The organism is Rhizobium sp. Leaf262 (genome assembly GCF_001422245.1).
GTDB lineage: Bacteria > Pseudomonadota > Alphaproteobacteria > Rhizobiales > Rhizobiaceae > Agrobacterium.
Window position 1 is genome coordinate 138,991 of record NZ_LMMM01000021.1, and the last position, 23,902, is coordinate 162,892.

General features: G+C 58.1%; 19 protein-coding genes and 2 riboswitches. Of the genes, 9 read left to right on the plus strand and 10 right to left on the minus strand.

The window, feature by feature from the left end:
* Window positions 1-13 precede the first annotated feature (13 nt).
* Window positions 14-583: a CarD family transcriptional regulator gene (locus ASF29_RS22765; protein WP_062452956.1), complete on the plus strand. Its 570-nt coding sequence runs from the start codon at window positions 14-16 to the stop codon at window positions 581-583.
* 84 nt (window positions 584-667) lie between these two features.
* Here ASF29_RS22765 and ASF29_RS22770 read toward each other — a convergent pair whose 3' ends face one another.
* The 7 genes from ASF29_RS22770 to ASF29_RS22800 all read right to left on the minus strand — a co-directional run bounded on the left by ASF29_RS22770 (window position 668) and on the right by ASF29_RS22800 (window position 8,960).
* Window positions 668-2,146, minus strand: coding sequence for a M48 family metalloprotease (locus ASF29_RS22770; RefSeq protein WP_062453140.1), 1,479 nt, complete (start codon window positions 2,144-2,146; stop codon window positions 668-670).
* Between the two features lie 306 nt (window positions 2,147-2,452).
* Window positions 2,453-3,169, minus strand: a complete 717-nt coding sequence (locus tag ASF29_RS22775; RefSeq protein WP_062452957.1) for an ATP-binding cassette domain-containing protein — start codon at window positions 3,167-3,169, stop codon at window positions 2,453-2,455.
* Window positions 3,166-4,785, minus strand: coding sequence for a thiamine/thiamine pyrophosphate ABC transporter permease ThiP (gene thiP, locus ASF29_RS22780; RefSeq protein WP_062452958.1), 1,620 nt, complete (start codon window positions 4,783-4,785; stop codon window positions 3,166-3,168). The genes ASF29_RS22775 and thiP overlap by 4 nt, the downstream gene beginning before the upstream one ends.
* Before the next feature lie 16 nt (window positions 4,786-4,801).
* The gene (gene thiB / locus ASF29_RS22785) at window positions 4,802-5,815 is read right to left on the minus strand and encodes a thiamine ABC transporter substrate binding subunit (protein ID WP_062452959.1); all 1,014 of its coding nucleotides are present in this window, start codon (window positions 5,813-5,815) and stop codon (window positions 4,802-4,804) included.
* A gap of 41 nt (window positions 5,816-5,856) precedes the next feature.
* Window positions 5,857-5,965, minus strand: a riboswitch (TPP riboswitch).
* 44 nt (window positions 5,966-6,009) lie between these two features.
* Window positions 6,010-6,402 (minus strand): VOC family protein, encoded by a 393-nt coding sequence (locus tag ASF29_RS22790; RefSeq protein ID WP_062452960.1) that lies wholly within the window; start codon window positions 6,400-6,402, stop codon window positions 6,010-6,012.
* An 82-nt stretch (window positions 6,403-6,484) separates the two neighbouring features.
* On the minus strand, window positions 6,485-8,305 hold the full coding sequence (locus tag ASF29_RS22795; RefSeq protein WP_062452961.1) for an ABC-F family ATP-binding cassette domain-containing protein: 1,821 nt from the start codon (window positions 8,303-8,305) through the stop codon (window positions 6,485-6,487).
* Window positions 8,306-8,309: 4 nt separating this feature from the next.
* Window positions 8,310-8,960 (minus strand): thiamine diphosphokinase, encoded by a 651-nt coding sequence (locus tag ASF29_RS22800; RefSeq protein ID WP_062452962.1) that lies wholly within the window; start codon window positions 8,958-8,960, stop codon window positions 8,310-8,312.
* A gap of 91 nt (window positions 8,961-9,051) precedes the next feature.
* Window positions 9,052-9,128: riboswitch (SAM riboswitch) on the plus strand.
* Between the two features lie 80 nt (window positions 9,129-9,208).
* On the opposite strand from ASF29_RS22800, the gene metA reads away from it, so the two are divergent.
* Both metA and ASF29_RS22810 read left to right on the plus strand, forming a co-directional pair.
* Window positions 9,209-10,135, plus strand: a complete 927-nt coding sequence (metA, locus tag ASF29_RS22805; protein ID WP_062452963.1) for a homoserine O-succinyltransferase — start codon at window positions 9,209-9,211, stop codon at window positions 10,133-10,135.
* Window positions 10,136-10,206: 71 nt separating this feature from the next.
* Entirely contained in the window at window positions 10,207-11,229 is a 1,023-nt protein-coding gene (locus ASF29_RS22810) for an aldose epimerase family protein (protein ID WP_062452964.1), read from the plus strand.
* Between the two features lie 5 nt (window positions 11,230-11,234).
* Here ASF29_RS22810 and mtgA read toward each other — a convergent pair whose 3' ends face one another.
* Window positions 11,235-11,981, minus strand: coding sequence for a monofunctional biosynthetic peptidoglycan transglycosylase (gene mtgA / locus ASF29_RS22815; protein ID WP_062452965.1), 747 nt, complete (start codon window positions 11,979-11,981; stop codon window positions 11,235-11,237).
* A 170-nt stretch (window positions 11,982-12,151) separates the two neighbouring features.
* Between mtgA and ASF29_RS22820 the strand changes: the two genes are divergently transcribed.
* The 5 genes from ASF29_RS22820 (at window position 12,152) to ASF29_RS22840 (ending at window position 17,365) form a co-directional block, all read left to right on the plus strand.
* The gene (locus ASF29_RS22820; protein ID WP_062452966.1) at window positions 12,152-13,051 is read left to right on the plus strand and encodes a polyprenyl synthetase family protein; all 900 of its coding nucleotides are present in this window, start codon (window positions 12,152-12,154) and stop codon (window positions 13,049-13,051) included.
* 139 nt (window positions 13,052-13,190) lie between these two features.
* Window positions 13,191-13,979: a DeoR/GlpR family DNA-binding transcription regulator gene (locus tag ASF29_RS22825; RefSeq protein WP_062452967.1), complete on the plus strand. Its 789-nt coding sequence runs from the start codon at window positions 13,191-13,193 to the stop codon at window positions 13,977-13,979.
* Between the two features lie 33 nt (window positions 13,980-14,012).
* Window positions 14,013-15,203, plus strand: coding sequence for an MFS transporter (locus ASF29_RS22830; RefSeq protein ID WP_062453141.1), 1,191 nt, complete (start codon window positions 14,013-14,015; stop codon window positions 15,201-15,203).
* 177 nt (window positions 15,204-15,380) lie between these two features.
* Complete coding sequence (ispG, locus tag ASF29_RS22835; protein WP_062452968.1) at window positions 15,381-16,631, plus strand: flavodoxin-dependent (E)-4-hydroxy-3-methylbut-2-enyl-diphosphate synthase; 1,251 nt, start codon at window positions 15,381-15,383, stop codon at window positions 16,629-16,631.
* Between the two features lie 68 nt (window positions 16,632-16,699).
* A complete protein-coding gene (locus ASF29_RS22840) occupies window positions 16,700-17,365 on the plus strand; it encodes an OmpA family protein (RefSeq protein WP_062452969.1) in 666 nt (221 codons plus the stop codon).
* Window positions 17,366-17,442: 77 nt separating this feature from the next.
* Here ASF29_RS22840 and pyc read toward each other — a convergent pair whose 3' ends face one another.
* Both pyc and ASF29_RS22850 read right to left on the minus strand, forming a co-directional pair.
* Entirely contained in the window at window positions 17,443-20,904 is a 3,462-nt protein-coding gene (gene pyc / locus ASF29_RS22845; RefSeq protein WP_062452970.1) for a pyruvate carboxylase, read from the minus strand.
* A 119-nt stretch (window positions 20,905-21,023) separates the two neighbouring features.
* Window positions 21,024-21,761, minus strand: coding sequence for a LuxR family transcriptional regulator (locus ASF29_RS22850; RefSeq protein ID WP_062452971.1), 738 nt, complete (start codon window positions 21,759-21,761; stop codon window positions 21,024-21,026).
* A gap of 353 nt (window positions 21,762-22,114) precedes the next feature.
* Between ASF29_RS22850 and ASF29_RS22855 the strand changes: the two genes are divergently transcribed.
* A complete protein-coding gene (locus ASF29_RS22855) occupies window positions 22,115-23,890 on the plus strand; it encodes a glucan ABC transporter ATP-binding protein/ permease (protein WP_062452972.1) in 1,776 nt (591 codons plus the stop codon).
* Window positions 23,891-23,902: the final 12 nt, after the last annotated feature.

The window sequence follows — 23,902 nt, forward strand, 5'->3', positions numbered from 1 at the left end:
GTTTTTAGAACGAATGACCATCCAGCAGAAAAAATCTCCAGCGCGTCACGGTTTCAAGACCGGCGAAGCGATCGTTTATCCCGCTCATGGTGTCGGTACTATTTCGACGATTGAAGAACAAGAAGTTGCGGGCATGAAGCTCGAACTTTTCGTCATCGATTTCGAAAAGGACAAGATGCGCCTTAAGGTTCCGGTAGCAAAAGCTGTCAGCATTGGCATGCGCAAGCTTTCCGAAGGGGATTTCGTCGAGCGCGCGCTGAAGGTTGTTCAGGGCAAGGCCCGCGTCAAGCGCACCATGTGGTCGCGTCGCGCGCAGGAATATGATGCCAAAATCAACTCCGGTGACCTGATTGCTATCGCTGAAGTCGTACGCGATCTTTATCGCGCCGAAAATCAGCCTGAGCAGTCCTATTCGGAACGCCAGCTTTATGAAGCAGCTCTTGATCGCATGGCTCGCGAAATCGCAGCCGTGAACAAGATGTCTGAAACGGAAGCTGTTCGCCTCGTTGAAGTCAATCTCAACAAGGGTCCCAAGCGCGGAAAAACCGTCGAAGAAGACGACGCACAGGAAGAAGCCGCCTAACCGATTTCTTTTTGACCGATCAAACCCGGCCTTTGAATTTCATCTCGCAATCGACGCGAGATTTAAGTCAAAGGCCGGGTTTTTTTATTCCGAAATGATTTTAACCCGCTCACCGGCTTGGATAGTGGACGTCGCACTCATGGCGTTCAGGACGCGGAAAAGTTCGACTTTCCGGTCTGTTCCCATCATTCGGGCAGACAGAGAGGCCACCGTATCACCGGGTTTCGCGGTGATGACGCGGACACGCAGAGGCTTCAAGGCAGAAATTTCAGCAGGCGTCATCTTGCGGAAGCTCGTCCGCAGCACGTTTGAAACACTGTCCAGCTGTGCACTACCCTTGGGTACCGCAGTCAGGAAACGGAAAATCTGCGACCCGACACGGATGACGGTCACATCGAAATCCCACTTATCGGCACTAGCACGGGCCGTCGCGGCGGGCAGTCCGTTGATCTCGGTTTCCCGAACGGTTTCCGGCACAAGCCCAGCAACCCAACCGCTGGTGAGATAATTGGCAAGGCTGGTCTGTTTGGGGTCGGCAACACCATCGAAGCGGATCGCCATTTCCCCGGGACCGGTGGCAAGAACGGCCTCCACCTTGTTGTCGATCTGAAAACCGTCCGGCACGTCGAAGCGAATGCCCAATGTGCCATGCAGGAACGTATTGCCGCGCACATAACCTTCCTGCGGGCTGTCGCCGTACAGAAGGCCGTCGATACCATTCAAAAACCAGTCGCGTCCCTTGTCTCCAACCTGCCCTTCCTGACCGAAAGCGCGGGCATGGCGTTTTGCCAGCTCGATGCGCTGCGGCGTGTTGGGGTGGCTGGACAGGAAGTCGAGGCTCTGGTCGCTGTCGGGATCGGCGGATGTGAAGCGGGCATAGGCCGCCATGGAATCCAGGAAGCGTGGTGAAGCATAGGGATCATAGCCCGCCTCACCCAACATCCGCACACCGATGACGTCGGCTTGTAACTCCTGCTGCCGCGAGAAAGCTGCAAGACGCAGCTTGCCCCGCGCCAAGGCTTGTTTTCCGGCCAGATCGCTGGATAGAACCTCGGCGACCACACGGCTGGCGATGACCTCGGCTTCCTCGCGACGCTGCCGCTCGATCCCATGGTTGGCCGTGACATGACCCATTTCGTGGGACAGCACCGCCGCCACTTCGGATGCATCATTGGCAAGCGCCAGAAGACCACGCGTCACATAGAGATAACCGCCGGGAAGCGCAAAAGCATTGATGGCAGGTGAGTTCAGAATCGTGATGCGATAGGACTGCTGGGGATTCTCGGAAACGGCGGTCAGGGCGCCAGCGATGCGGGCAACCAGGCGTTCGGTCTTATCGTCGTGATACTCGCCGCCGTAACTGGCAACGATGCGTGGATGCTCACGTGCACCCATCTGCGCGCGCGGATCGTTTTTCTGGACCTGCTCCACGGTCTGCGGATTGTCAGAAGGCTTCAGGCTGGACTGATAGGCCGGGCTGAAAAGAGACTGACAGGACGACAGCACGAGACCAGCAGTCGCCAGCGTCAGCACACGCCCTGGGAGCCTGGCCTTTTCCCGCACATTCTGACCGGAGGTGTGGCTCTGCAGAGCCTTCACACACGTCATCATCCTGCTCGTCTGCTCCTAACGTTCCTGATCATCCGTTATGTGCAGACCAGTGTACCATATTACCCCTAGGGGCATGTGAATGCGCAAACAACGAAAACGATCCTTCATACGAAGATATTTCATCGGGACCAATTGTTTGCATAGTTTTTCAAGCAGTTGTTACAAATTCGCAAGTGCAAAAATGGTGCATCGACATTGTGTTTTTGCAGACTTGACAGCCGCCCGCGTCGAAATTGTGGCCTTTACCACGCCGATTCTTCAAGCCGCCAGAAACGCCCCTATCTCTCCAATGTCCGTGGCTGAAAAGAAATCGTCAGCCGCACCTTGAAAGAGCGCCCGACCTTTCGACAGAAACACGACGCTGTCTGCCAGTCTGCGTATGTCGTCTGGATGATGCGTGACCAGAAGAACGGTATTGCCCAGTTCGGCATGAAGGTCCTGCAAAAGGCCAGTCATGCCGGAGCGAAGGCCGGGGTCGAGCGCTGCGAAAGGCTCGTCCAGCAGCATGACGGGGCGACGCCTCACCAGAGCTCTCGCGAGCGCTGCCCTCTGTCTCTCACCGCCCGACAGGCTGGATGGAAGCCGCTTGTCGAAGCCACCAAGTCCCACCCTGTCCAGCGCAAGCGCTATTGCGGCCTTGTCTTCTGCTGTAAGCTTCAGGGATGGACTTATACCAAGCCCGACATTGGTCAAGACGTCGAGATGAGCGAAGAGATTGTTATCCTGAAAGATCAGCGACACCGGGCGCTGCGAGGGACCGAGCCCGCTCATGTCGAGACCATCGATAAACACACGGCCCTTATCCGGTGTTTCGAAACCTGCCACGAGATTGAGAAGTGTGGACTTCCCCGAACCCGACGGACCAACAACGGCCGTTACCCTGCCGCGTTCGAAACCGCAATCGAAGGCAAAAGCCTGCTCACCCAGTTTGAGCGACAGATTGTCCAGTTTGACACCTAGCTCATGCCCGTTCATGCGTTGGCCCTCATTTGCTGACGAGGGACGCCACCGGCGGCAAGAAGAAGGCAGATGACGCCAAGAATGAATGCGTATCCGGCCGCATCGTTTGTTCTGTAGCTACCCATATTGCTGTAGATCAGCCAGGGCAGCGTGGTGAAACTTTCCGAGCCGAATAAGGCTACGGCTCCAAGGTCACCCAGCGAAAGCGCCATCGCAAAGGAGAAAGCCATCGCCAGCGGCCTCCACAAGACCGGCCAGTCTACAAAACGAAACCGCGACAGCCCTTCCATCCCCAGACTGGCGGAGAGCCGGCCGGTTCTGGCCTGATGGGTGGTGAAGGCAGGCTCCAGCACACGCATGACGAATGGCAGCGCCATCAGCATATTGATTGCACAGACAAGGGCAGGGGCAAACATTGCAACATCGCCGAAGGGGCGAAGCAGCAGGAACCATCCACTGCCCAGAACCACGGGCGGCACCAGCAGGACAAGAGAAGAGCCTGCCCCACTCACGAGATAAAATATGCGCAACGCTCTTGCCGGGTGCCGCTGCACTTGAACAACTTGGCGCGCGCGGATGAGCGCAACCGAAACCAGAAGCGAAAGAGCCGCTGAAGCAAGGGCGATGATCAGGCTCGTTCTGGCCGCGCCGAGAAAGGCCTCGGACGAAGCCAGCCGAAAAATATCCGCCCTTAGACCCGAAGCGGTAACGGCAATAAGCGGAAGGCCGACGAGGACCAGCGCCAGAGCAATGACGGCCCCATCCCACAAACGTGACGGGATAGCTGCGCCATCGAAACGGCGAACCGCCTTTCCGTGACTGGAAGCCTCGGCGTCGACGGATGGCAGACGCGCGAGCAATGTCAGCAAAAACCCGGTCATGGCGATCTGCATGAGGGACAGAGCGATGGCGCGTGGCGGATCGAAATCAAAGCGAAGCGCCTGATAGATCGCCACTTCGATGGTTGTCGCCGCAGGGCCGCCACCCAAAAGCAGAACCAGTGTGAAGCTGGTTGCACATAACATGAAGATCAACCCGGCCACACCAGGGACGAGCCGGACGACAGCAGGCCATTCGATGAAGCGGAAGGTGGAAAGCGAACCGAGATTAAGGCTCGCCCCCATACGCCAATATTCCGCAGGCACCCGTTCAAGCCCGGCCAGAAAAAACCGTACCACCAGCGGCAGGTTGAAGAACACATGGGCAATCAGAATCCCCGAAAGCCCGTAAATGCTGAAGGGCTGCGACAGTCCGATATCCAGCAGCATCGCATTGAATACCCCCTGCCGTCCCCAGATCGCGATAATACCCAGTGCACCGACAATAACGGGCAACCCCATCGGCACGGCCATAAGACGAATGATCCAGATGCGCCCTGGAAAACGCGCCTGGCGGGCAAGTGCCAGAGCCACCGGCAATCCGAAGAGGATCGAAAGCAACGTGGAAAGCGTTGCCTGCCAGAGCGTGAACTGAAGAATGCGCAAAGTGTAGGGATCGGTCAGCGAGGCGGACGCCGCGCCCGTATCGAAGGAAGACAGCGCGGCAATGGCAAGCCCTATGAAGAGGAGAACGACGGTAAATGCCACGACCCCGAGGCACACGAACCTGCGGCTTTCTCGACGCTCGAACATGGCGGCAGCGTTCCGCCTAGTTTCCGCTCATGGCGGCTAGCCATTCGTCGATCCAGGCTTTTCTATTTTTGGCGACCTCTTCGGGAGACATCAGAAATGTCTTGGAAGGCTGGACGAGTTTCGAAAACGCCTCAGGCAAGGGTGAGGATGTGTCGGAAACCGGCATCATCCAGTTGTTCTCGGGAATCGCATCCTGAAAGCCGGGTGTCAGGGAAAAGGCCAGAAACTGTTTCGCCAGTTCTTTTTGCGGCGCATTCTTCAAGATGCCCGCCACTTCTATCTGGATGTAATGCCCTTCCTCGAAGGCTGCGGCCTGATACCGTTCGCTGTGTTCGGCCACCATGTGATAGACGGGCGATGTCGTGTAGGACAGTACCATCGGCACTTCGCCTTTGGTGAAAAGTCCGTAGGATTCGGACCAACCCGGCGTCACCGTCAGTACTCGGTTCTTGAGTTTTGCCCACGCTTCAGGTGCCTTGTCACCGTAAACGGACTTCATCCACAACAGCAGGCCAAGACCAGGCGTCGAGGTTCGCGGATCCTGAATGGCGATCTTTTGAGCCGGATCGCCTTCCACGAGTTCCTTGAGGCTTTTGGGTGGATTCTTGAGGGTCTGCGTATCGTAGACCACGGCGAAATGCCCATAGTCGTAAGGAACGAAAATATCATCCTTGAAGCCGCCGGGGACCTTTGCTGCGGAGGCATCGACCCCGGATGCCTCAAACAGTCCCGTTTCCCTAGCTTCGGCGATCAGGTTTGTATCGAGACCAACGACGACATCCGCCTTGGAACCTTCGCCTTCCAGCTTCAGTCGATTGAGAAGCGCCACACCGTCGGCAACGCCGACGAAATTCACCGTGCAGTCGCACGTCTTTTCAAAGGCAGCCTTGACCTTGGGACCCGGGCCCCATTCGGACACGAAGCTTTCATAGGTGTAGACAGTCAGCGTCTTCTTGTCCTGCGCGTAAAGAACGCCTGGCAACAGGAAGGACGCAACGACAAGACCTTGGACAAAAAAGCGACGATGCATTCAGACAGCCTCCTCAAGTGGACAAACGGGAGTAGGCGTCTGGATGGAAGCCGTCTAATCCCTCCGCCGGTGTTAACCGGATCAGGTTCTTCGGGTTGGCGAAAGCCTCTCAGCCCTGCCCAAAAAGACAAAGCACCCCGTTAGATCTGGCTAAATCTCTATTCTCTCGCTGCCAGCTTGGCAAGGAAGGAATCTCAGGCTTGCTCTGTCATGTGAACCAGTTCCCAGACGTGACCATCCGGATCCTGAAAACTGCCGCCATACATGAAACCATGGTCCTGAACCGGCTTCCATTCGCGACCACCCGATGCAAGAGCCTTGGCAAGCATCGTATCGATCTCTTCGCGACTGGAGGCGGAAAGACAGTTGAGCACCTCCTTGGTGCCTGAGGCATCGGCTATATCGCCGTTGATGAACTCCCGGAACCTCTCTTCCTGAAGCAGCATGACGAAGATGTTCTTCTCCACGATCATGCAAAGAGTACGCTCATCGGAATATTCCGGATTGAAGCTGAAGCCCAGACCGGTAAAAAAAGCCTTCGATATCTCGATATTCTTGACCGGCAGGTTGATGAATAGCATACGCATATCTTAACTCCTCCATGCAGCGACAGGAAAACGCACTTTCGCATGCTTGTCAAAACACGGCTGGCGTCTCACCTGGAAAGGATCAGCCCTCCATTTCCTCACGCAGCATTTCCAGCTCAAGCCATTCCTCTTCCATCGCCTCCAGCTTTTCGCGGAGTTTCGACATTTCATCGGCCAGCGTGTTGAACGTGGCAGGGTTCTTGGCAAAGAGTTGCGGGTCAGCCATGCGCTCCTCGCGTTTGGCAATTTCGGCCTGGGTCTTTTCCATTTCCTTTGGCAGATTTTCCAGTGCGAATTTCTGCTTGAACGACAGCTTGGCTTTCGCTTTTACCGGCTCGGTGCTCGCTGTCGATGACGACTTGGCCTTTTCCTGCTTATCCGCCTTCTTCTTTTCGTCCGAGGCGCCCTTGCGCTGCGCCATCATATCCGAATAACCGCCCGCATATTCGATCCAGCGTCCGTCAGGCGCATCCGGGTTTGCAGGCGCAATGGTCGAGGTTACCGTACGATCGAGGAAGTCACGGTCATGGCTGACGAGGATGACGGTGCCGGAAAAACCGGCGACGATTTCCTGCAACAGATCCAGCGTCTCGATGTCGAGATCGTTGGTCGGTTCGTCGAGGATCAGAAGATTGGTCGGCCGCGCCAGAATGCGCGCCAGCATCAGACGCGCGCGCTCGCCGCCCGAGAGATTGCGAATGGGCGTGCGTGCCTGCTCCGGCTGAAACAGGAAATCCTTCATATAGCCGGTGACGTGTTTCAGCTCGCCATTGACCAGCAAATTTTCGCCGCGACCATCTGTCAGATAATGCGCCAGCGTATCGTTGGGGTTCAAATCCTCACGCTTCTGGTCCAGTGTGGCAATTTCCAGATTGGTGCCGAGCTTGACCCAGCCGCTATCCGGCTCCAACTGACCCGTCAGCATCTTCAAAAGCGTCGTCTTGCCCGCACCATTGGGGCCAACGAAGCCGATGCAATCGCCGCGATGCACGCGAAGCGAAAACGGCGCAACGATCGTGCGCTCACCGTAGGACTTGGTGATCGTATCGGCCTCGATCACCAGCTTGCCGGATTCGCGGCCTTCCGCAGCCGTCGCCTGTACGGAGCCCGTTGGCCCCTTGTGCCCGCGATATTCGGCGCGCATGGCCTGAAGCTCACCCACACGGCGCATGTTGCGCTTGCGGCGGGCGGTGACACCATAACGCATCCAGTGTTCTTCGCGCTCGATGGCCTTGCCCAGCTTGTGCTGCTCCAACTCTTCCTCTTCCAGCACCTTGTCGCGCCATTCTTCGAAATGGGCAAAGCCGCGGCTGAGGCGACGCGACGTACCGCGATCCAGCCAGACAGTGGCGGTTGAGACTTTTTCGAGAAAACGACGGTCATGCGAAATCAGAACCAGCGCGCTACGCGTCTGCTGCAATTCGCTTTCCAGCCACTCGATGGTCGGCAGATCCAGATGGTTGGTCGGCTCGTCCAGCATCAGAATGTCAGGCTCTGGGGCCATGACGCGCACGAGCGCGGCACGACGCGCCTCACCACCCGAAAGGCTGGACGGATGTTCCTGGCCCGTCAGGCCCAGATGTTCCAGCAGATAGGTAACGCGATAGGCATCGTCCCCCGGTCCCAGACCCGCTTCCGCATAGGCCTGCACCGTCTCGAAACCGACAAAATCCGGCGCCTGTTCCAGATAACGGATCGTCGCGGAAGGGTGCCGGAAGATTTCGCCCGACTGCGCTTCGACCAGACCGGCGGCAATCTTCATCAGCGTCGATTTGCCCGAACCGTTGCGGCCAACGAGGCAGATGCGATCTCCCGGCTCCACTTGCAGATTGGCACCATTGAGCAGCGGGGTAACGCCGAAGGTCAGCTTGATATCGTCGAGTTTCAGAATGGGGGGTGCCAAGGGTTCAGGCTCCGGTCAAATCGTAAGGACGGGCAAGCACGATGGCTTTGCCGCTTTTGAGGCGAAGGCGCAAAGGCCCTTCCGCCACGTTGGAAATAGTGCGCGACGAGCCGAAAGCAAGCGCGAAATCGATCAGAGGATAGCGGGCATTTTCAATATCGAGACCATCTAACGCTGTGAAACCGGCCACCGAAAACAGCGATCCGGCTGGCAGATCAAGCGAGCGCTTACCCTCCAGCAGCGGATAGGCCTCTTCCTCGCCGGAGGTCAGCACGACCTCTACACCGCTCTCGGCAAGCGAGACGGCATAGAGCAGATGAAACACCGCGTGGTCCGATCGCTCGCCCGCCAGCGCACCGACCAGCGTCAGCCGCGTTGCGCCGCGCGCCAGCGCCTCGGTCACCGCAATCTCTCCATCCGTCACGCCTTTTTCGGCGGGAAAGGGCTGCTGCTCGACACCGGGCCAAAGCTGCTGCAAGGCCTTGTCGGAAGAGTCGAAATCCCCCACCCACAATTCCGGTGTGAGACCGAGCGGCTGTGCATGGCGCATGCCGCTATCTGCCGCAATCACGCGCGTCTCCGCCACCGCCTTTTGCAGGCGGTCGGTGACGGTAATGGTGCCGCCGAGCAGAATGGTGAAGTGGGTGGTCGTCATGCCCCTGCCATAGCCCGGAACGGTGGCGAATGGAAAGGCCGAAACGCCGGATAAGACGGCGATATTGATTTTCTGCCCGCACAGGATTATGACACCTGCCAGTGGTCATTTGCCGGTCGGCTTGCAGCCACTTTAAAGAAATTGCTAAAGGACCGAGGAAACAGGCAATTTCCCAGGACCGGTTGCGATTTCGCCGCCGGTTTTTTTGTTTCGCGGTGACCTAGGTACCGCCGGAAGTGAGTGTGGAAATGCCAATCAAGATTCCCGATACGCTGCCCGCTTTTGAGACCCTCGTAAATGAGGGCGTGCGGGTCATGACTGAAACAGCGGCCATCCGGCAGGATATCCGCCCGCTTCAGATCGGGCTTCTCAACCTCATGCCGAACAAGATCAAGACCGAAATCCAGATGGCGCGCCTTGTCGGCGCCTCGCCGCTACAGGTGGAACTGTCGCTGATACGCATCGGCGGTCACCGCGCCAAGAACACGCCGGAAGAGCATCTGCTGTCCTTCTACGAGACATGGGAAGAGGTGCGCCACCGCAAGTTCGATGGCTTCATCATCACCGGTGCACCCGTGGAAACGCTGCCCTATGAAGACGTGACCTACTGGGACGAAATGCAGAAGATTTTCGACTGGACGCAGACCAACGTCCATTCGACACTGAATGTCTGCTGGGGCGCGATGGCCGCCATCTACCATTTCCACGGCGTGCCGAAACATGCGCTGAAAGAAAAAGCCTTCGGCGTTTACCGCCACCGCAATCTCAGCCCCTCGTCAATTTACCTCAACGGTTTCTCGGATGATTTTCAGGTGCCCGTGTCCCGCTGGACGGAGGTGCGCCGCGCCGACATCGAGCAGCACCCGGAACTGGAAATCCTGATGGAATCCGAAGAGATGGGCGTGTGCCTTGCGCACGAACCGCAGGGCAAGCGGCTCTATATGTTCAACCATGTGGAATATGATTCCACATCGCTGTCCGACGAATATTTCCGTGACGCCAATGCGGGCGTGCCGATTAAGCTGCCGCATGATTATTTCCCGCATAACGACCCGGAACTGACACCGCTGAACCGCTGGCGCAGCCATGCCCACCTGTTTTTCGGCAACTGGATCAACGAGATCTACCAGACGACCTCATACGATCTGGATGAGATCGGAAAAGACCGAGGCTAATTCGGTCATTGCGAAGGGCTGGAAAATAACGCAACGTCCGGCCCTGTTTTATCGATTGGGAGAGTGACACGATGAGCGAAGCCGGTACACGGGAAAATTTCGGATTTACGTCTACGGGCGAGAAGGTCGAGCGCGTAACGATTTCCGCAGGTGGTTTGACCGCACATGTCATGACCTGGGGTGCCGTCATTCAGGATTTGCGCCTTGAAGGCCACCAGCCGCCGCTCGTTCTCGGCTTCGACAAGTTCGATGATTATCCGAAATACTCCTCCTATTTCGGTGCCACACCGGGCCGGAATGCCAATCGCATCGGCGGTGGCAAGTTCTCCATCGATGGCAAGGCCTATCAGCTGGAACTGAACGAAAAAGGCGTTACCCACCTTCACGGCGGCAGCGACAATATCGGCAAACGCAACTGGCTGATCATGGAACATGGCCCAAGCCATGTCGTGCTGCAGATCGTCGATCCCGATGGCCGCGCCGGTTATCCCGGCAATTGCGCAATCACTGCAACGTATACGATCCGTGAGGGTGGCGTGTTGTCGGTCGCTTATGAGACGACCACCGATCAGCCGACGCTCGCCAATGTCTGCCAGCATTCCTATTTCAATCTGGATGGCGCCGAATCTGCACTCGGCCACGAAATCGAAATCGCTGCCGATCACTATCTTCCAACGGACGAGCGACAGATTCCGACCGGCGAAATCCGCCCCGTGGATGGCACCGTCTTCGACCTGCGCAAGTCCACCCCGATGCGGCGCGAAGAAAACGGCCAGCAGGTCGGCTACGACCACAATTTCTGCCTCTCGCCCCAGCGCGTGGCAAAGCGCAAAGTGGCGCGCGTCTATGCCCCTGCCTCAAACATCACAATGGATGTCCACACCACAGAGCCGGGCGTGCAGTTCTACTCGGCCTTCAAGCTCAACGTCGCCGTACCGGGCCTCGATGGCCGCCATTACGGGCCCGTCGCAGGCTTTTGCCTGGAAACCCAGATATGGCCTGACGCCGTCAATCAAGAAGGCTTCCCCGACGCCATTCTGCGCCCCGGCGAAACGTTGCGGCAGGAGACGGACTACATCTTCAAGAAGAGCTGAGAATTTTAGTTCAGCACGCAGCCGACATAGGCGCCGGAACCACGGGCTCGTCGTTCGATGAGCCCCGCCAGCCGCTGCATTCCCCGACCCGGTTTGCTGGCAACGCGGTCGATGGGGTTTGGAAGCGCCACCGCCAGAAGTGCGGCCTGTCTGGAACTGAGCTTCGAAGCCGGAACCTTGAAGTGGTATTGCGCCGCCGCCTCGATGCCATAGATGCCCGGTCCCCATTCGGCTACGTTGAGATAAATCTCCATCATCCGCTTTTTCGACCAGACGAAATCGGACACCACTGCCAGCGGCAATTCCAGCCCTTTCCGCAGGAAAGAACGACCATTCCAGAGAAACAGGTTTTTTGCCGTCTGCATGGGAATGGTGCTGGCACCGCGTGTCGCCTCGCCGTCCAGGGCGCTGCTGACAACCGTCTGCATCTGGCCCCAATCCACGCCTGAGTGAGAACAAAACTGACCGTCTTCGGACATCATCACCGATTGAACGAGGCGCGGAGAGATATTTTCAAGCGGCACCCAGCGGCGATCATAGCCCTGAAACGTCACCAGATCAGCCAGCATGAGAGTGGAAACCGGGCGCATGAAAGGCAGAGCATAGACCGGTATCAGCAGATAGGGCAGAGCCAGCAGGACGATGACGACCAGCAAAACGCGTCTGATGAGGCTTCGAACATCCACCTTCGGTTTACTCCCGCTTTCGGCGAGCGCTTCATAATCCGTCTCGCTATCCGGCGTGCTGCTCAAAAAACCTGCCCCCACTTGGCTATTGCTCAAAGCCTTTCATATTCCGCATGACGCATCAAGGCTACTGACGATAACGAAGTTCCACATCGTCCTCACAAAAACGATTGCCAGCCATTTTTCCCCATGCGAAAGAGCCAATCGTCACCTGATAGGGTAAGGAAACTGGCAAGATGACATTCGAGATGCGGCTGCGCGACAATGCGGCAAGAACCGAAGCCTTGCTCGGCGAACTCCTGTCCGGCAATGCACGCGCCGACGAGATCACCCGCCCGCAAAACCTGCTGGAAGCCATGCGCCATGGCGTTCTGAACGGCGGCAAGCGGCTGCGTCCCTTTCTCGTCATCGAAACAGCCGCACTTTTGGGCGGCGACGCGAAAGCCGCCCTGCATGTCGGCGCAGCGCTGGAATGTCTGCATTGCTATTCGCTTGTTCATGACGACCTTCCCGCCATGGACAATGACGACCTGCGCCGCGGCCAGCCCACGGTTCACAAGAAATTCGATGAAGCCACGGCCATTCTGGCAGGCGACAGCCTGCTGACGCTCGCCTTCGATATCATCGCCTCCACCGACACCAGCCTGCCCGATGATCGCAAGGCCGCACTCGTGCTGGCCTTAGCAAAAGCCGCCGGTATCGGCGGCATGGCAGGCGGTCAAGCGTTCGATCTGGCCGCCGAGAAGAATGCGCCTGATGAGAACGGTATCATTACATTGCAGGCTATGAAAACCGGCGCGCTCATCCGCTTTGCCTGCGAAGCCGGTGCGATCATCGCTGGACGTGATGCCACCGAACGCCAGCGGTTGCGCCATTTCGGTGAAAAGATTGGCCTTGCCTTCCAGCTGGCCGACGATCTCCTCGACCTCACCTCCGACGCCGCCACCATGGGCAAGGCCACCGGCAAGGATGCCGCCCGCGGCAAAGGCACCCTCGTCGCCCTACGCGGTGCGGACTGGGCAACCACCCGTCTACGCGAGCTGGTGAAAGAAGCCACGGACCTGCTGGCACCCTATGGTGACCGCGCAGAGATTCTCATCGAGACGGCGTGCTTCGTCGCAGAGCGGAAGAGCTAAAGCGACCACGACATCATCGCTTCAGGTTTCAATCGCGAACCAGCGTGGGTCCGTGTTACCGCCCCTCGCTTATTTCGCTTGAGAAACTTCTCTTACCGGGTTATGCATGTTTATGCACGTTTTATCCGATTGAGTCACGATGTCCAAAACCGATCATTTCGTCAGCGAGCGGCAGGCTCTCATTTACGCGCAGTTGCAGCAGCATGGCCGCGTGCTGGCGCAGGAGCTTGCGCAAACCTTTGACGTGTCGGAAGACACGGTGCGGCGCGATCTGCGGGAGATGGCGGCACGGGGTGAATGTGAGCGGGTCTATGGCGGCGCTTTACTTGCGTCCGGCACCACCGTCCCGCTGAAAACCCGCATCGTCGAAATGCCGGATCGCAAGGCAAGACTTGGCAAGACAACCGCCTCGTTTTTGAACGAAGGCATGAAAGTCTTTCTCGATGCTGGCTCTACCAATCTGGCCGTTGCAAAACATCTGGTGCCGGGTGTTAAACTCACCGTCATCACCAACACGCCAGCCATCGCCGCAGAACTTGCCGGGAACATCGATGTCGAGCTCATTCTGATCGGCGGCAGGGTCGATCCGGCGGTGGGTGCGGCCATCGATACGACCGCGATTCGCCAGCTGGAGCAAATTCGGCCGGATCTCTGCATTGTCGGCGTCTGTGGCCTGACGGTTGATCGAGGTCTCTGCGCCGATATCTATGAGGACGCCGTGTTCAAGCGGCTGGCCTGCGAGACCAGCGGCAAAACGCTGGCCGCCATCACCTCCGAAAAGCTGGGAGCGACGGCACCGTTTCAGGTCTCACCGCTTTCCGCAACGCTGACACTGGTTGTCGAAGAAGATGCCGATCACGCGATGATCGATGCCTTCGCCGCCAGCAGTGTCACCATTCATCAGGCCGAATCGAATTCCGGCGCATAACCCTATCAAGCAATGATCGAAGGACCAGTCGCGATGACCGGAACTGCCACGCAAACGCCAACGACCGCCCGCCTTCCCTATATGACCAGATCGCGACTTGGCGTCGCGCTGCTGTTTCTCATGAACGGTTTCATGATGGGCTCCTGGGCACCGATGATCCCGGAATTCGCCAAGCGCTTTGCGCTCAGCGAAAGCACGCTGGGCCTCGTCATCCTTGTCTACGGCCTCGGCTCCCTCTCCTTCATGCCCATTGCCGGTTCGCAGATCGGTCGCCTTGGCTCGCGAACCGTCACACTGACGGTGGCTCTCATCATGGTGCCGACGCTGCTCTTGATCACGCTCGCCAATTCGCTCTGGGCTGGCGTCATCGCCGTCTTTCTGTTCGGCGGACTGACGGGGGCCATGGATGTGGCCATGAATGCCAATGCCGTCGTGGTGGAACGCAGCATGCGCCGCGCCATCATGTCGTCCTGCCATGCCTTCTGGAGCCTGGGCGGCTTGATCGGGGCGGGTCTTGGCGGTCTGCTGATCACCAAAACCGGCATTTACGGCCACGCCATTGCCGTCACGATCATCGCCGCAGCCCTGCTTGCCGTCGCATGGCCACGGGTGCAGGTGGATCGCCCTCACCCGGAAGAAGAACGCCCCAAGGGTGGCCTGCCGATGACACCGCTTCCCTGGATCATCGGCATCATGGCCCTGTTTTCGATGATCCCGGAGGGTGCCATTCTCGATTGGGGCGCGCTTTATCTGCGCAATGAGCTCGGCGCGTCCATCACCCTGTCCGGCTTCGGCTTTGCGGCCTTCTCGCTCACCATGGCCATCATGCGCTTTGCAGGCGATCTGGTCCGTGACCGGTTCGGTGCCGTCCGTACGCTGCAATTCTGCTCGACCATATCCATCGTCGGTCTGTTGATTGCTGGTTTCGCACCCAATGCCTTTATCGCCATTACAGGCTTTGCCATTGCCGGGATCGGCATTTCCAACATGGTGCCGATTGCCTTTTCGGCGGCAGGCAACATGCCGGGCATGGCGCCGGGCATCGCGCTGTCCGTGGTCACGACCATGGGCTATTCCGGTATTCTCGTCGCACCATCGGCCATCGGCTTCATTGCCGAACATACCGGCCTTGCCGCCGTGTTCATCGGCCTGCCCGTGCTACATCTGGTGGTGCTGTCGCTTTCCAGACTGGCGCGCCATGCGGATGGCGCAAGCGCCCATTAAGGACGCCCGCCACACGATTGATGGCGAAATTTGCGAAACTCTGAGGCCTCAGCTTCACGCAGTCTCGAATTTCGCCATGATTGCGGTAAAGTAGGAGTTGATCGCTTCGATGTTGACAAGGCGCGCGCCTTGTTCCACCTGAAAGAGTAGATTTCACCGCAATTGTCCGAGAAAACCATGACGTCACACGCCGATTTTGATCCCAAGCCGCGCCGCGCCTCCGTTGCTGTCGATGTCGGTGGCGTTATCGTCGGCGGCGGCGCACCGGTCGTGGTGCAATCCATGACCAATACGGATACGGCTGACATCGATGCCACCGTGCAGCAGGTGGCGGCCCTGTTTCGCGCCGGGTCCGAAATCGTGCGCATCACCGTCGACCGCGATGAAAGTGCCGCTGCCGTTCCGAAAATCCGTGATCGCCTACTGCGTCTCGGCCTGAATGTGCCGCTGGTTGGCGACTTCCATTATATCGGCCACAAGCTGCTGGCAGATCATCCCGCCTGCGCCGAGGCACTCGCCAAATACCGCATCAATCCCGGCAATGTCGGTTTCAAGGACAAGAAGGACAAGCAGTTCGGCGATATCGTCGAAATGGCGATCCGTTACGACAAGCCGGTGCGAATCGGCGTCAACTGGGGCTCGCTCGATCAGGAGCTTCTGACAACCCTGATGGACAAGAACAAGGATGAAGGTTTTCCCTTGTCTGCCCGTCAGGTCACCCGCGAGGCCATCGTCCAGTCCGCCTTAATTTCCGCAGAGCTTGCCGAAGACATCGGCCTGCCGCGCAACCGCATCATCCTGTCGGCAAAAGTCAGCCAGGTGCAGGACCTGATTGCCGTCTACTCCATGCTGTCCGAGCGCTCCGACCATGCCCTGCATCTCGGCCTTACCGAAGCAGGCATGGGCTCGAAGGGCATCGTCGCCTCCTCTGCGGCCATGGGTTACGTGCTGCAACACGGTATCGGCGATACCATTCGCGTATCGCTGACACCGGAGCCGAATGGTGACCGCACCCGCGAGGTGCAGGTCGCGCAGGAAATCCTGCAGGTCATGGGCCTCCGCCAGTTCATTCCCGTCGTCGCAGCCTGTCCCGGCTGCGGGCGCACCACCTCCACTGTGTTTCAAGAACTGGCGCAGAACATCCAGAACGACCTCCGGAAGAACATGCCGGTCTGGCGCGACAAATATCCGGGCGTGGAAGCGCTCAACGTCGCCGTCATGGGCTGCATCGTCAACGGCCCCGGCGAAAGCAAACATGCCGATATCGGCATTTCACTGCCCGGCACCGGCGAAAACCCGGCCGCTCCCGTCTTCATCGATGGGGAAAAGGCGCTGACGCTGCGCGGTCCTGACATCGCCAAGGATTTCGAGGCACTGGTCATCGACTACATCGAAAAGCGTTTTGGCCGAAAGGACGCGGCGGAGTAGGTTTCGACCCTGAAAATGCCGAAATTCATCTGTCTTACGTAACGTGAACTCACGGAGCACTGGAATTCATGATCAAGAAGTTTGTCGTTCTTGCGCTTGCCGCAACCTACCTTTCCGCCTGCACCACCACCGACCCTTACACCGGTGAGCAGAAGGTTTCCAACATGGCGGGCGGCGCTGGCATCGGTGCGCTGGCAGGTGCGGTCGGCGGTCTGGCCATCGGTGGCGGCAACAAGGGTCGCAATGCCTTGATCGGTGCCGGTATCGGCGCGCTGGCCGGTGGCGCCATCGGCGGTTACATGGACAATCAGGAAGCCGAACTTCGCCAGCAGCTTCAGGGCACCGGCGTATCGGTGACCCGTCGCGGCGACAGCATCGTTCTCAACATGCCGTCAAACGTCACCTTCGCAACGGATCAGGATCAGGTCATTCCGCCGTTCTACCCGACGCTGAACTCGGTCGCCATCGTGCTGAACAAGTTCAACAAGACCTATATCGACATCAACGGTCACACCGACTCCACTGGCAGCCTTGCCCATAACCAGGGCCTGTCCGAGCGCCGTGCGGCATCCGTCGCCAACTATCTCGGCGAACGTGGTGGCGTAGACCAGCGCCGTATCTCCACCATGGGCTTCGGTCCATCGCAGCCGATTGCATCCAACGCAACAGCCGATGGCCGTGCCCAGAACCGTCGTGTGGAAGTGCTGATCTCGCCACTGACGCAGAACGGATGATCGGGAAGACGCGGCTGACGCCACCCGCACAAAAAAGCCCACCTTTCGGTGGGCTTTTTCGTTTCTATTGCATCGCCTCACTCGCCATAGGCGATCAGCAAATCCTTGGCATCGATCTGGTCGCCGGGCTTGACCAGCACTTCGACCACCTTGCCATCCCGCTCCGCATGAAGCGCCGTTTCCATCTTCATGGCTTCAATGGAAACCAGCACGTCGCCCGCCTTCACATCCTGCCCCTGATTGACGAAGACGCGGGAGATGACGCCCGGCATCGGCGCACCCACATGGGCGGCATTGCCGGGTTCGGACTTACGACGTACGGCAGAGCCGGATGCGCCATGCGCACGATCCGGCACCTTGATGCGGCGCGGCTGGCCGTTGATCTCGAAGAACACCGTAACCATGCCCTTGTCATCGATACCGGATGAGGCCTGATTGACGATGACAAGCGTCTTGCCGCGCTCGATATCGGCAAACAGTTCCTCGCCATCCTGCATGCCGTAGAAATAGGCGGGCGTCGGCAGTACCGAAACCGGGCCATAGGTCTCAGACGCAAGCGCAAAATCGGTGAAGACCTTGGGATACATCAGGTAGGACGCAAATTCGAAATCATCGACCGGGCGCTCCAGCTTGGTCTCGATCTCCTTGCGCTCCGCATCCAGATCGGCATCCTCCAGCAGCGAGCCGGGACGAACCGTATAGGGCTTGTCACCCTTCAGCGCCTTCTTCTGCAAGGCCTCCGGCCAACCGCCCGGCGACTGGCCGAGATCGCCCTTCAGCATGGAGACGACCGAATCCGGGAAGGAGACTTCCTTGTCCGGGTTTTCGACATCCGCTACCGTCAGATCCTGAGAGACCATCATCAGCGCCATATCGCCCACCACCTTGGAAGACGGGGTGACTTTGACGATATCGCCAAACATCTGGTTGACGTCCGCATAGGTCTGCGCGACCTCATGCCAGCGGCTTTCGAGACCCAGCGAGCGGGCCTGTTCCTTGAGATTGGTGAACTGACCACCGGGCATTTCGTGCAGATAGACTTCCGATGCCGGCCCCTTGAGATCGCTCTCAAAGGCCGCATATTGGCCGCGCACCGCTTCCCAATAGAAGGAGATACGACGGATCCATTCCGTATCGAGACCGGTGTCGCGTTCGGTGCCTTTCAGCGCCTCGACGATAGAGCCAAGGCATGGCTGCGAGGTGTTGCCCGAGAGCGCATCCATGGCCGCATCCACGGCATCCACACCCGCCTCAACTGCCGCAAGCACGGTCGCTGCGGAAATACCGGACGTATCATGCGTGTGGAAATGGATCGGCAGGCTGGTCGCCTCACGCAGCGCCTTGAACAGAACCCGCGCGGCAGCAGGCTTCAACAGCCCCGCCATATCCTTGACGGCGATGATATGCGCGCCCGCCTTTTCCAGCTCGACCGCCAGATTGGTGTAATATTTGAGATCGTATTTCGGGCGAGCGGAATTCAAGAGATCGCCTGTGTAGCAGATGGTCGCCTCGCAGAGCTTGTTCTCTTCTGCAATCGCATCCATCGACACGCGCATATTCTCCACCCAGTTCAGGCAGTCGAAAACGCGGAACAGATCGATCCCGCCCTTTGCCGCCTGACGGACGAAATATTTGACGACATTGTCGGGATAATTCTTGTAGCCGACGCCGTTGGCACCACGCAGCAGCATTTGCAGCAGCAGGTTTGGCGCACCTTCGCGCACCAGCGCCAGACGCTCCCACGGGTCTTCGGTGAGGAAGCGCATGGACACGTCAAACGTCGCACCGCCCCAGCATTCCAGCGATAGAAGCTGCGGCAAGGCCTTGGCGTAAACGCTGGAAACGCGAGCGATGTCATGGGTTCGGACGCGGGTTGCCAGCAGCGACTGGTGTCCGTCGCGCATGGTCGTATCGGTCACCAGAACGCGCTTTTCGTTGCGCATCCACTCGGCAAAACCCTTAGGACCAAGCTTGTCGAGAAGCTGCTTGGTGCCGTCAGGTGTCGGCTGGTCGATATAGGGAACGATGGGTGCCGGTGCATTGGCAGCAGGCTTCACGCGACCCTTGGTTTCGGGATGGCCGTTAACCGTCACATCGGCCAGATAGGTCAAAAGCTTGCTCGCGCGGTCCTGTCGCTTGACCTGCTCGAACAATTCAGGCGTCGAATCGATGAAGCGCGTGGTGTAGGTGTTTCCGACAAAGCTCGGATGGCTGATGATGGCTTCCAGGAAGGTCAGGTTCGTTGCCACGCCACGAATACGGAATTCGCGCAGCGCACGATGCATGCGGGCAATGGCTTCGTCAGGCTGCGGAGCCCAGGCTGTCACCTTGACCAGCAGCGGGTCGTAATAGCGGGTGATGATCGCGCCCGAATAGGACGTGCCGCCATCCAGACGGATGCCGAAGCCCGAAGCGGAACGATAGGCGGTGATGCGGCCATAATCGGGAATGAAGTTGTGCTCGGGGTCCTCAGTCGTGATACGGCACTGAAGCGCATGGCCGTTGAGACGGATGTCCTTTTGCGCTGGCACGCCCGATTCCGGCGTACCGATGGTTTCGCCCTCGAGAATATGGATCTGCGCCTTGACGATATCGATGCCGGTGACCACTTCGGTCACCGTATGCTCCACCTGAATGCGCGGATTGACCTCAATGAAATAGAATTTGCCGGTATCGGCATCCATCAGATACTCGACCGTACCAGCGCCGATATAATTGGTGGCACCGGCAATCTTCAGCGAATAATTGGCCAGTTCCTGACGGCGTTCCTCGGAAAGATATGGCGCAGGCGCGCGTTCGACCACCTTCTGGTTACGCCGCTGGATGGAGCAGTCACGCTCGAACAGATGCACGACATTGCCGTGGGTATCGCCGAGAATCTGGCTTTCCACATGGCGGGCACGTTCCACCAGCTTTTCCAGATAGACTTCATCCTTGCCGAAGGCTGCCTTCGCCTCGCGCTTGGCTTCCGTCACCTCGCGGGCAAGGTCTTCTCGTCTGCGGATGGCGCGCATGCCGCGGCCACCGCCGCCCCAGGAAGCCTTGAGCATCACGGGATAACCGATCTCTTCGGCCATGCGCTCGACCTCGGCCATATCATCAGGCAGCGGTTCGGTTGCGGGAACGACGGGCACGCCGACGGAAATTGCCAGATTGCGCGCGGCAACCTTGTTGCCGAGGCGGCGCATCGTATCTGCGGTCGGTCCGATGAAGATGAGACCCGCTTCGTTGCAGGCCTCCACGAACTCAGGGCTTTCCGACAGAAGGCCATAACCGGGGTGGATGGCATCCGCACCCGACAGCTTGGCAACGCGGATCACTTCCTCGATCGACAAATAACTCTCGATCGGCCCCAGATCCTTGGCCAGATGGGGGCCGCGACCGACCTGATAACTCTCATCCGCCTTGAATCGGTGCAGCGAAAGCTTGTCTTCTTCTGCCCAGATCGCGACCGTTTTTATGCCAAGCTCATTGGCGGCACGGAACACACGGATCGCAATCTCCGAACGATTGGCGACAAGGATTTTCGATATTTTCAAGACGGCCTCCCAAACCTCGCAGGCAAATGTATTTGCTGCACCGCGAAATTAAGCAGTAATTGCCGCGGTTGGAAAGGCCAATTTTAGCAATGTCCGTACTCTTGGGTACCGGAAACGTTTCAGGAAATTATGCCGTGACGCAGCGCAATCGCTACCACGTGCTGGCGGTTTCTCGCATCCAGCTTGCGCTGTATTCCATTAATGTACCAGTCGACCGTGTGACTGGAAATGGAAAGACTCTTGCCAATTTCCGGCGATGTGCGGCCCTGCGCCAAAAGGGTCAACACATCCAGTTCGCGCCGAGTAAATTGTGTTTCTGCCAGATCCGGCAATTGCAGAACGGCGTTTGATTGGTCGGAAAACTCCAGAAGACGCCAGAACGTCACACGCATGGCCGAGTCGACGATCAGCAGTTCTGAATTGGAAAGGGGTCGGCCCTCCCCCAGAATGAAAACGCCGCCCAAAAGTCCGCTGCGACCATGGATAGGGAAAGCATAACCCTCTCGAAGGCCGAATCGCGCTGCATCCTGAAATAGTTTCGCCGCCCGTTTGCGTTGTGTGGCTTGCGGAAGAAGGTTCACCATGTCACGACAGCGAAACGGTTGATGCAAAAGACCGAGAGCCCGCTTGACGGGGTCGAGATTGCCGTATTTCTTGGCGTGGTAGACTTCCTTCCAGCCACTAGGCAGATGTTCCGCCAAAACCGTCCCCGTGAAGGTCAGATCCTCGGGATCCCTCTGCATCACGCGGTAGAAATTGAAACCAAGGCGACGTATCAGCTCATGGAAAGCGGAAAGAAACCGCTCCTCGGTTTTTGCCTCATAAGACAGAGCCAAAAACTGAAAAACATTGTGCATAGAAGCGAATACCCTGCAAGAAATGAAACACTTGTCGACTTCTGCTGAAAGACATTCCTGATAACCGGAACCCAACTGCCTGGATGAATCGCCTGCGCTAGGTTGTACCTTATAAGGTAATCAAACATTAAAACCATACCGCGAATTCTTGTACGGGTCCCGAAATGCGTTTTTGCAACCATGTGGTCTTTTTTTGCATCAGATCTGAAAGCAGGAGCGCCCGTTAAGCGCCCATTCATGTGGAAAGAGCGATAAAACAACGGCTTGCATAATCTTCGGTGATTTTTGAAACCGTGCAGGCACTTGGCGCTTTGAGTGGCGCTGAATGATGAAATGAAGACGGGATTTGGGAATTGACACTGTTTCAGGTTTATACTCGCGCCCTGCGCTACCTCGCCGACAACAAGTGGCGCGTCACCGTCGTCGTCGTTGCGAACATCATTCTCGCTGCGATCACCATTGCCGAGCCGGTACTGTTCGGGCGCATTATCGATGGGCTGTCATCCGGCACTATACCGGTGAACATCCTTATCCTTTGGGGTGCTTTTGCCCTCTTCAACACGGTCGCCTATGTCGCTGTGGCGCGAGAGGCAGACCGGTTGGCCCATGGTCGCCGTGCATCCTTGCTCACCGAGGCCTTCGGCCGGATCATTTCCATGCCGCTGTCATGGCACCACCAGCGGGGTACATCCAACGCGCTGCATACGCTTCTGCGCGCCAGTGAAACGCTGTTCGGCCTTTGGCTGGAATTCATGCGAACCCATCTCGCGACCTTCGTTGCACTGGTTCTTCTCATCCCCACCGCCATCTCCATGGACGTCCGCCTCAGCTGTGTCCTGTTGGCGCTTGGTATTGTCTACTGGTTTATTGGCAAATGGGTGATGGAGCGGACCAAGGAAGGTCAGGCTTCCGTCGAAGAACATTATCACACTGTCTTCGCGCATGTCAGCGATTCGATCAGCAACGTTTCTGTCCTGCACAGCTACAACCGCATTGAAGCGGAAACCAAAGCGCTGAAGTCATTTACCGAGCGCCTTCTCAGCGCGCAGTACCCGGTTCTCGACTGGTGGGCCTTTGCAAGTGCCTTGAACCGGACCGCCTCTTCGGTTTCGATGATGGTCATCCTCATCATCGGTGCGATTCTGGTGAAGAACGGCGAGTTGCGGGTTGGCGACATCATTGCCTTCATCGGCTTTGCGAACCTGCTGATTGGTCGTCTGGACCAGATGCGCGCCTTCGCTACCCAGATCTTCGAGGCCCGCGCCAAGCTCGTGGACTTCTTCAAGCTGGAAGATTCCGTGCAGGAGCGCGAAGAGCCGACGGGCGCGATCGAACTTGGCCACGTCTCCGGCAAGGTGGAGTTCCGCAACGTCGATTTCGGCTTCGCCAACACGAAACAGGGCGTGCACGACGTCTCGTTTACTGCCAATGCTGGTGAAACAGTTGCTATCGTCGGACCGACAGGCGCTGGCAAGACCACGCTCATCAATCTGCTGCAGCGTGTGTACGACCCCAATAATGGGCAGATATTGGTGGATGGAACGGATATCTCGACCGTTACGCGCCAGTCACTGCGTCACTCCATCGCCACGGTCTTTCAGGATGCAGGTCTTCTCAACCGCTCCATCCGCGACAATATTCGCCTAGGACGGGAAACGGCCACGGATGACGAGGTGGCGCAGGCTGCCGCTGCCGCTGCGGCGACCGATTTCATCGACAGTCGGTTGAATGGCTACATGACGCAGGTCGGCGAGCGCGGCAACCGCCTCTCCGGCGGCGAGCGCCAACGTATCGCCATTGCCCGCGCCGTGCTGAAGAACGCGCCGATCCTCGTTCTCGATGAAGCGACCAGCGCGCTCGACGTCGAAACCGAGGCCCGTGTCAAGGACGCCGTGGACGCCCTTCGCAAGGACAGAACCACCTTCATCATCGCCCACCGCCTCTCCACCGTTCGCGACGCTGATCTGGTCCTGTTCATGGATAACGGTCGCATTGTCGAAAAGGGCACGTTCGATGAACTCAGCATGCGTGGCGGCCGCTTCTCCTCGCTGCTGCGCGCCAGCGGTTTGCTGAACGATGATGAAAAGACCGGTGCGCCGGTGCTTTCCCTGCCTGCAAAGTCGGCGTGATCGCCGACTTAC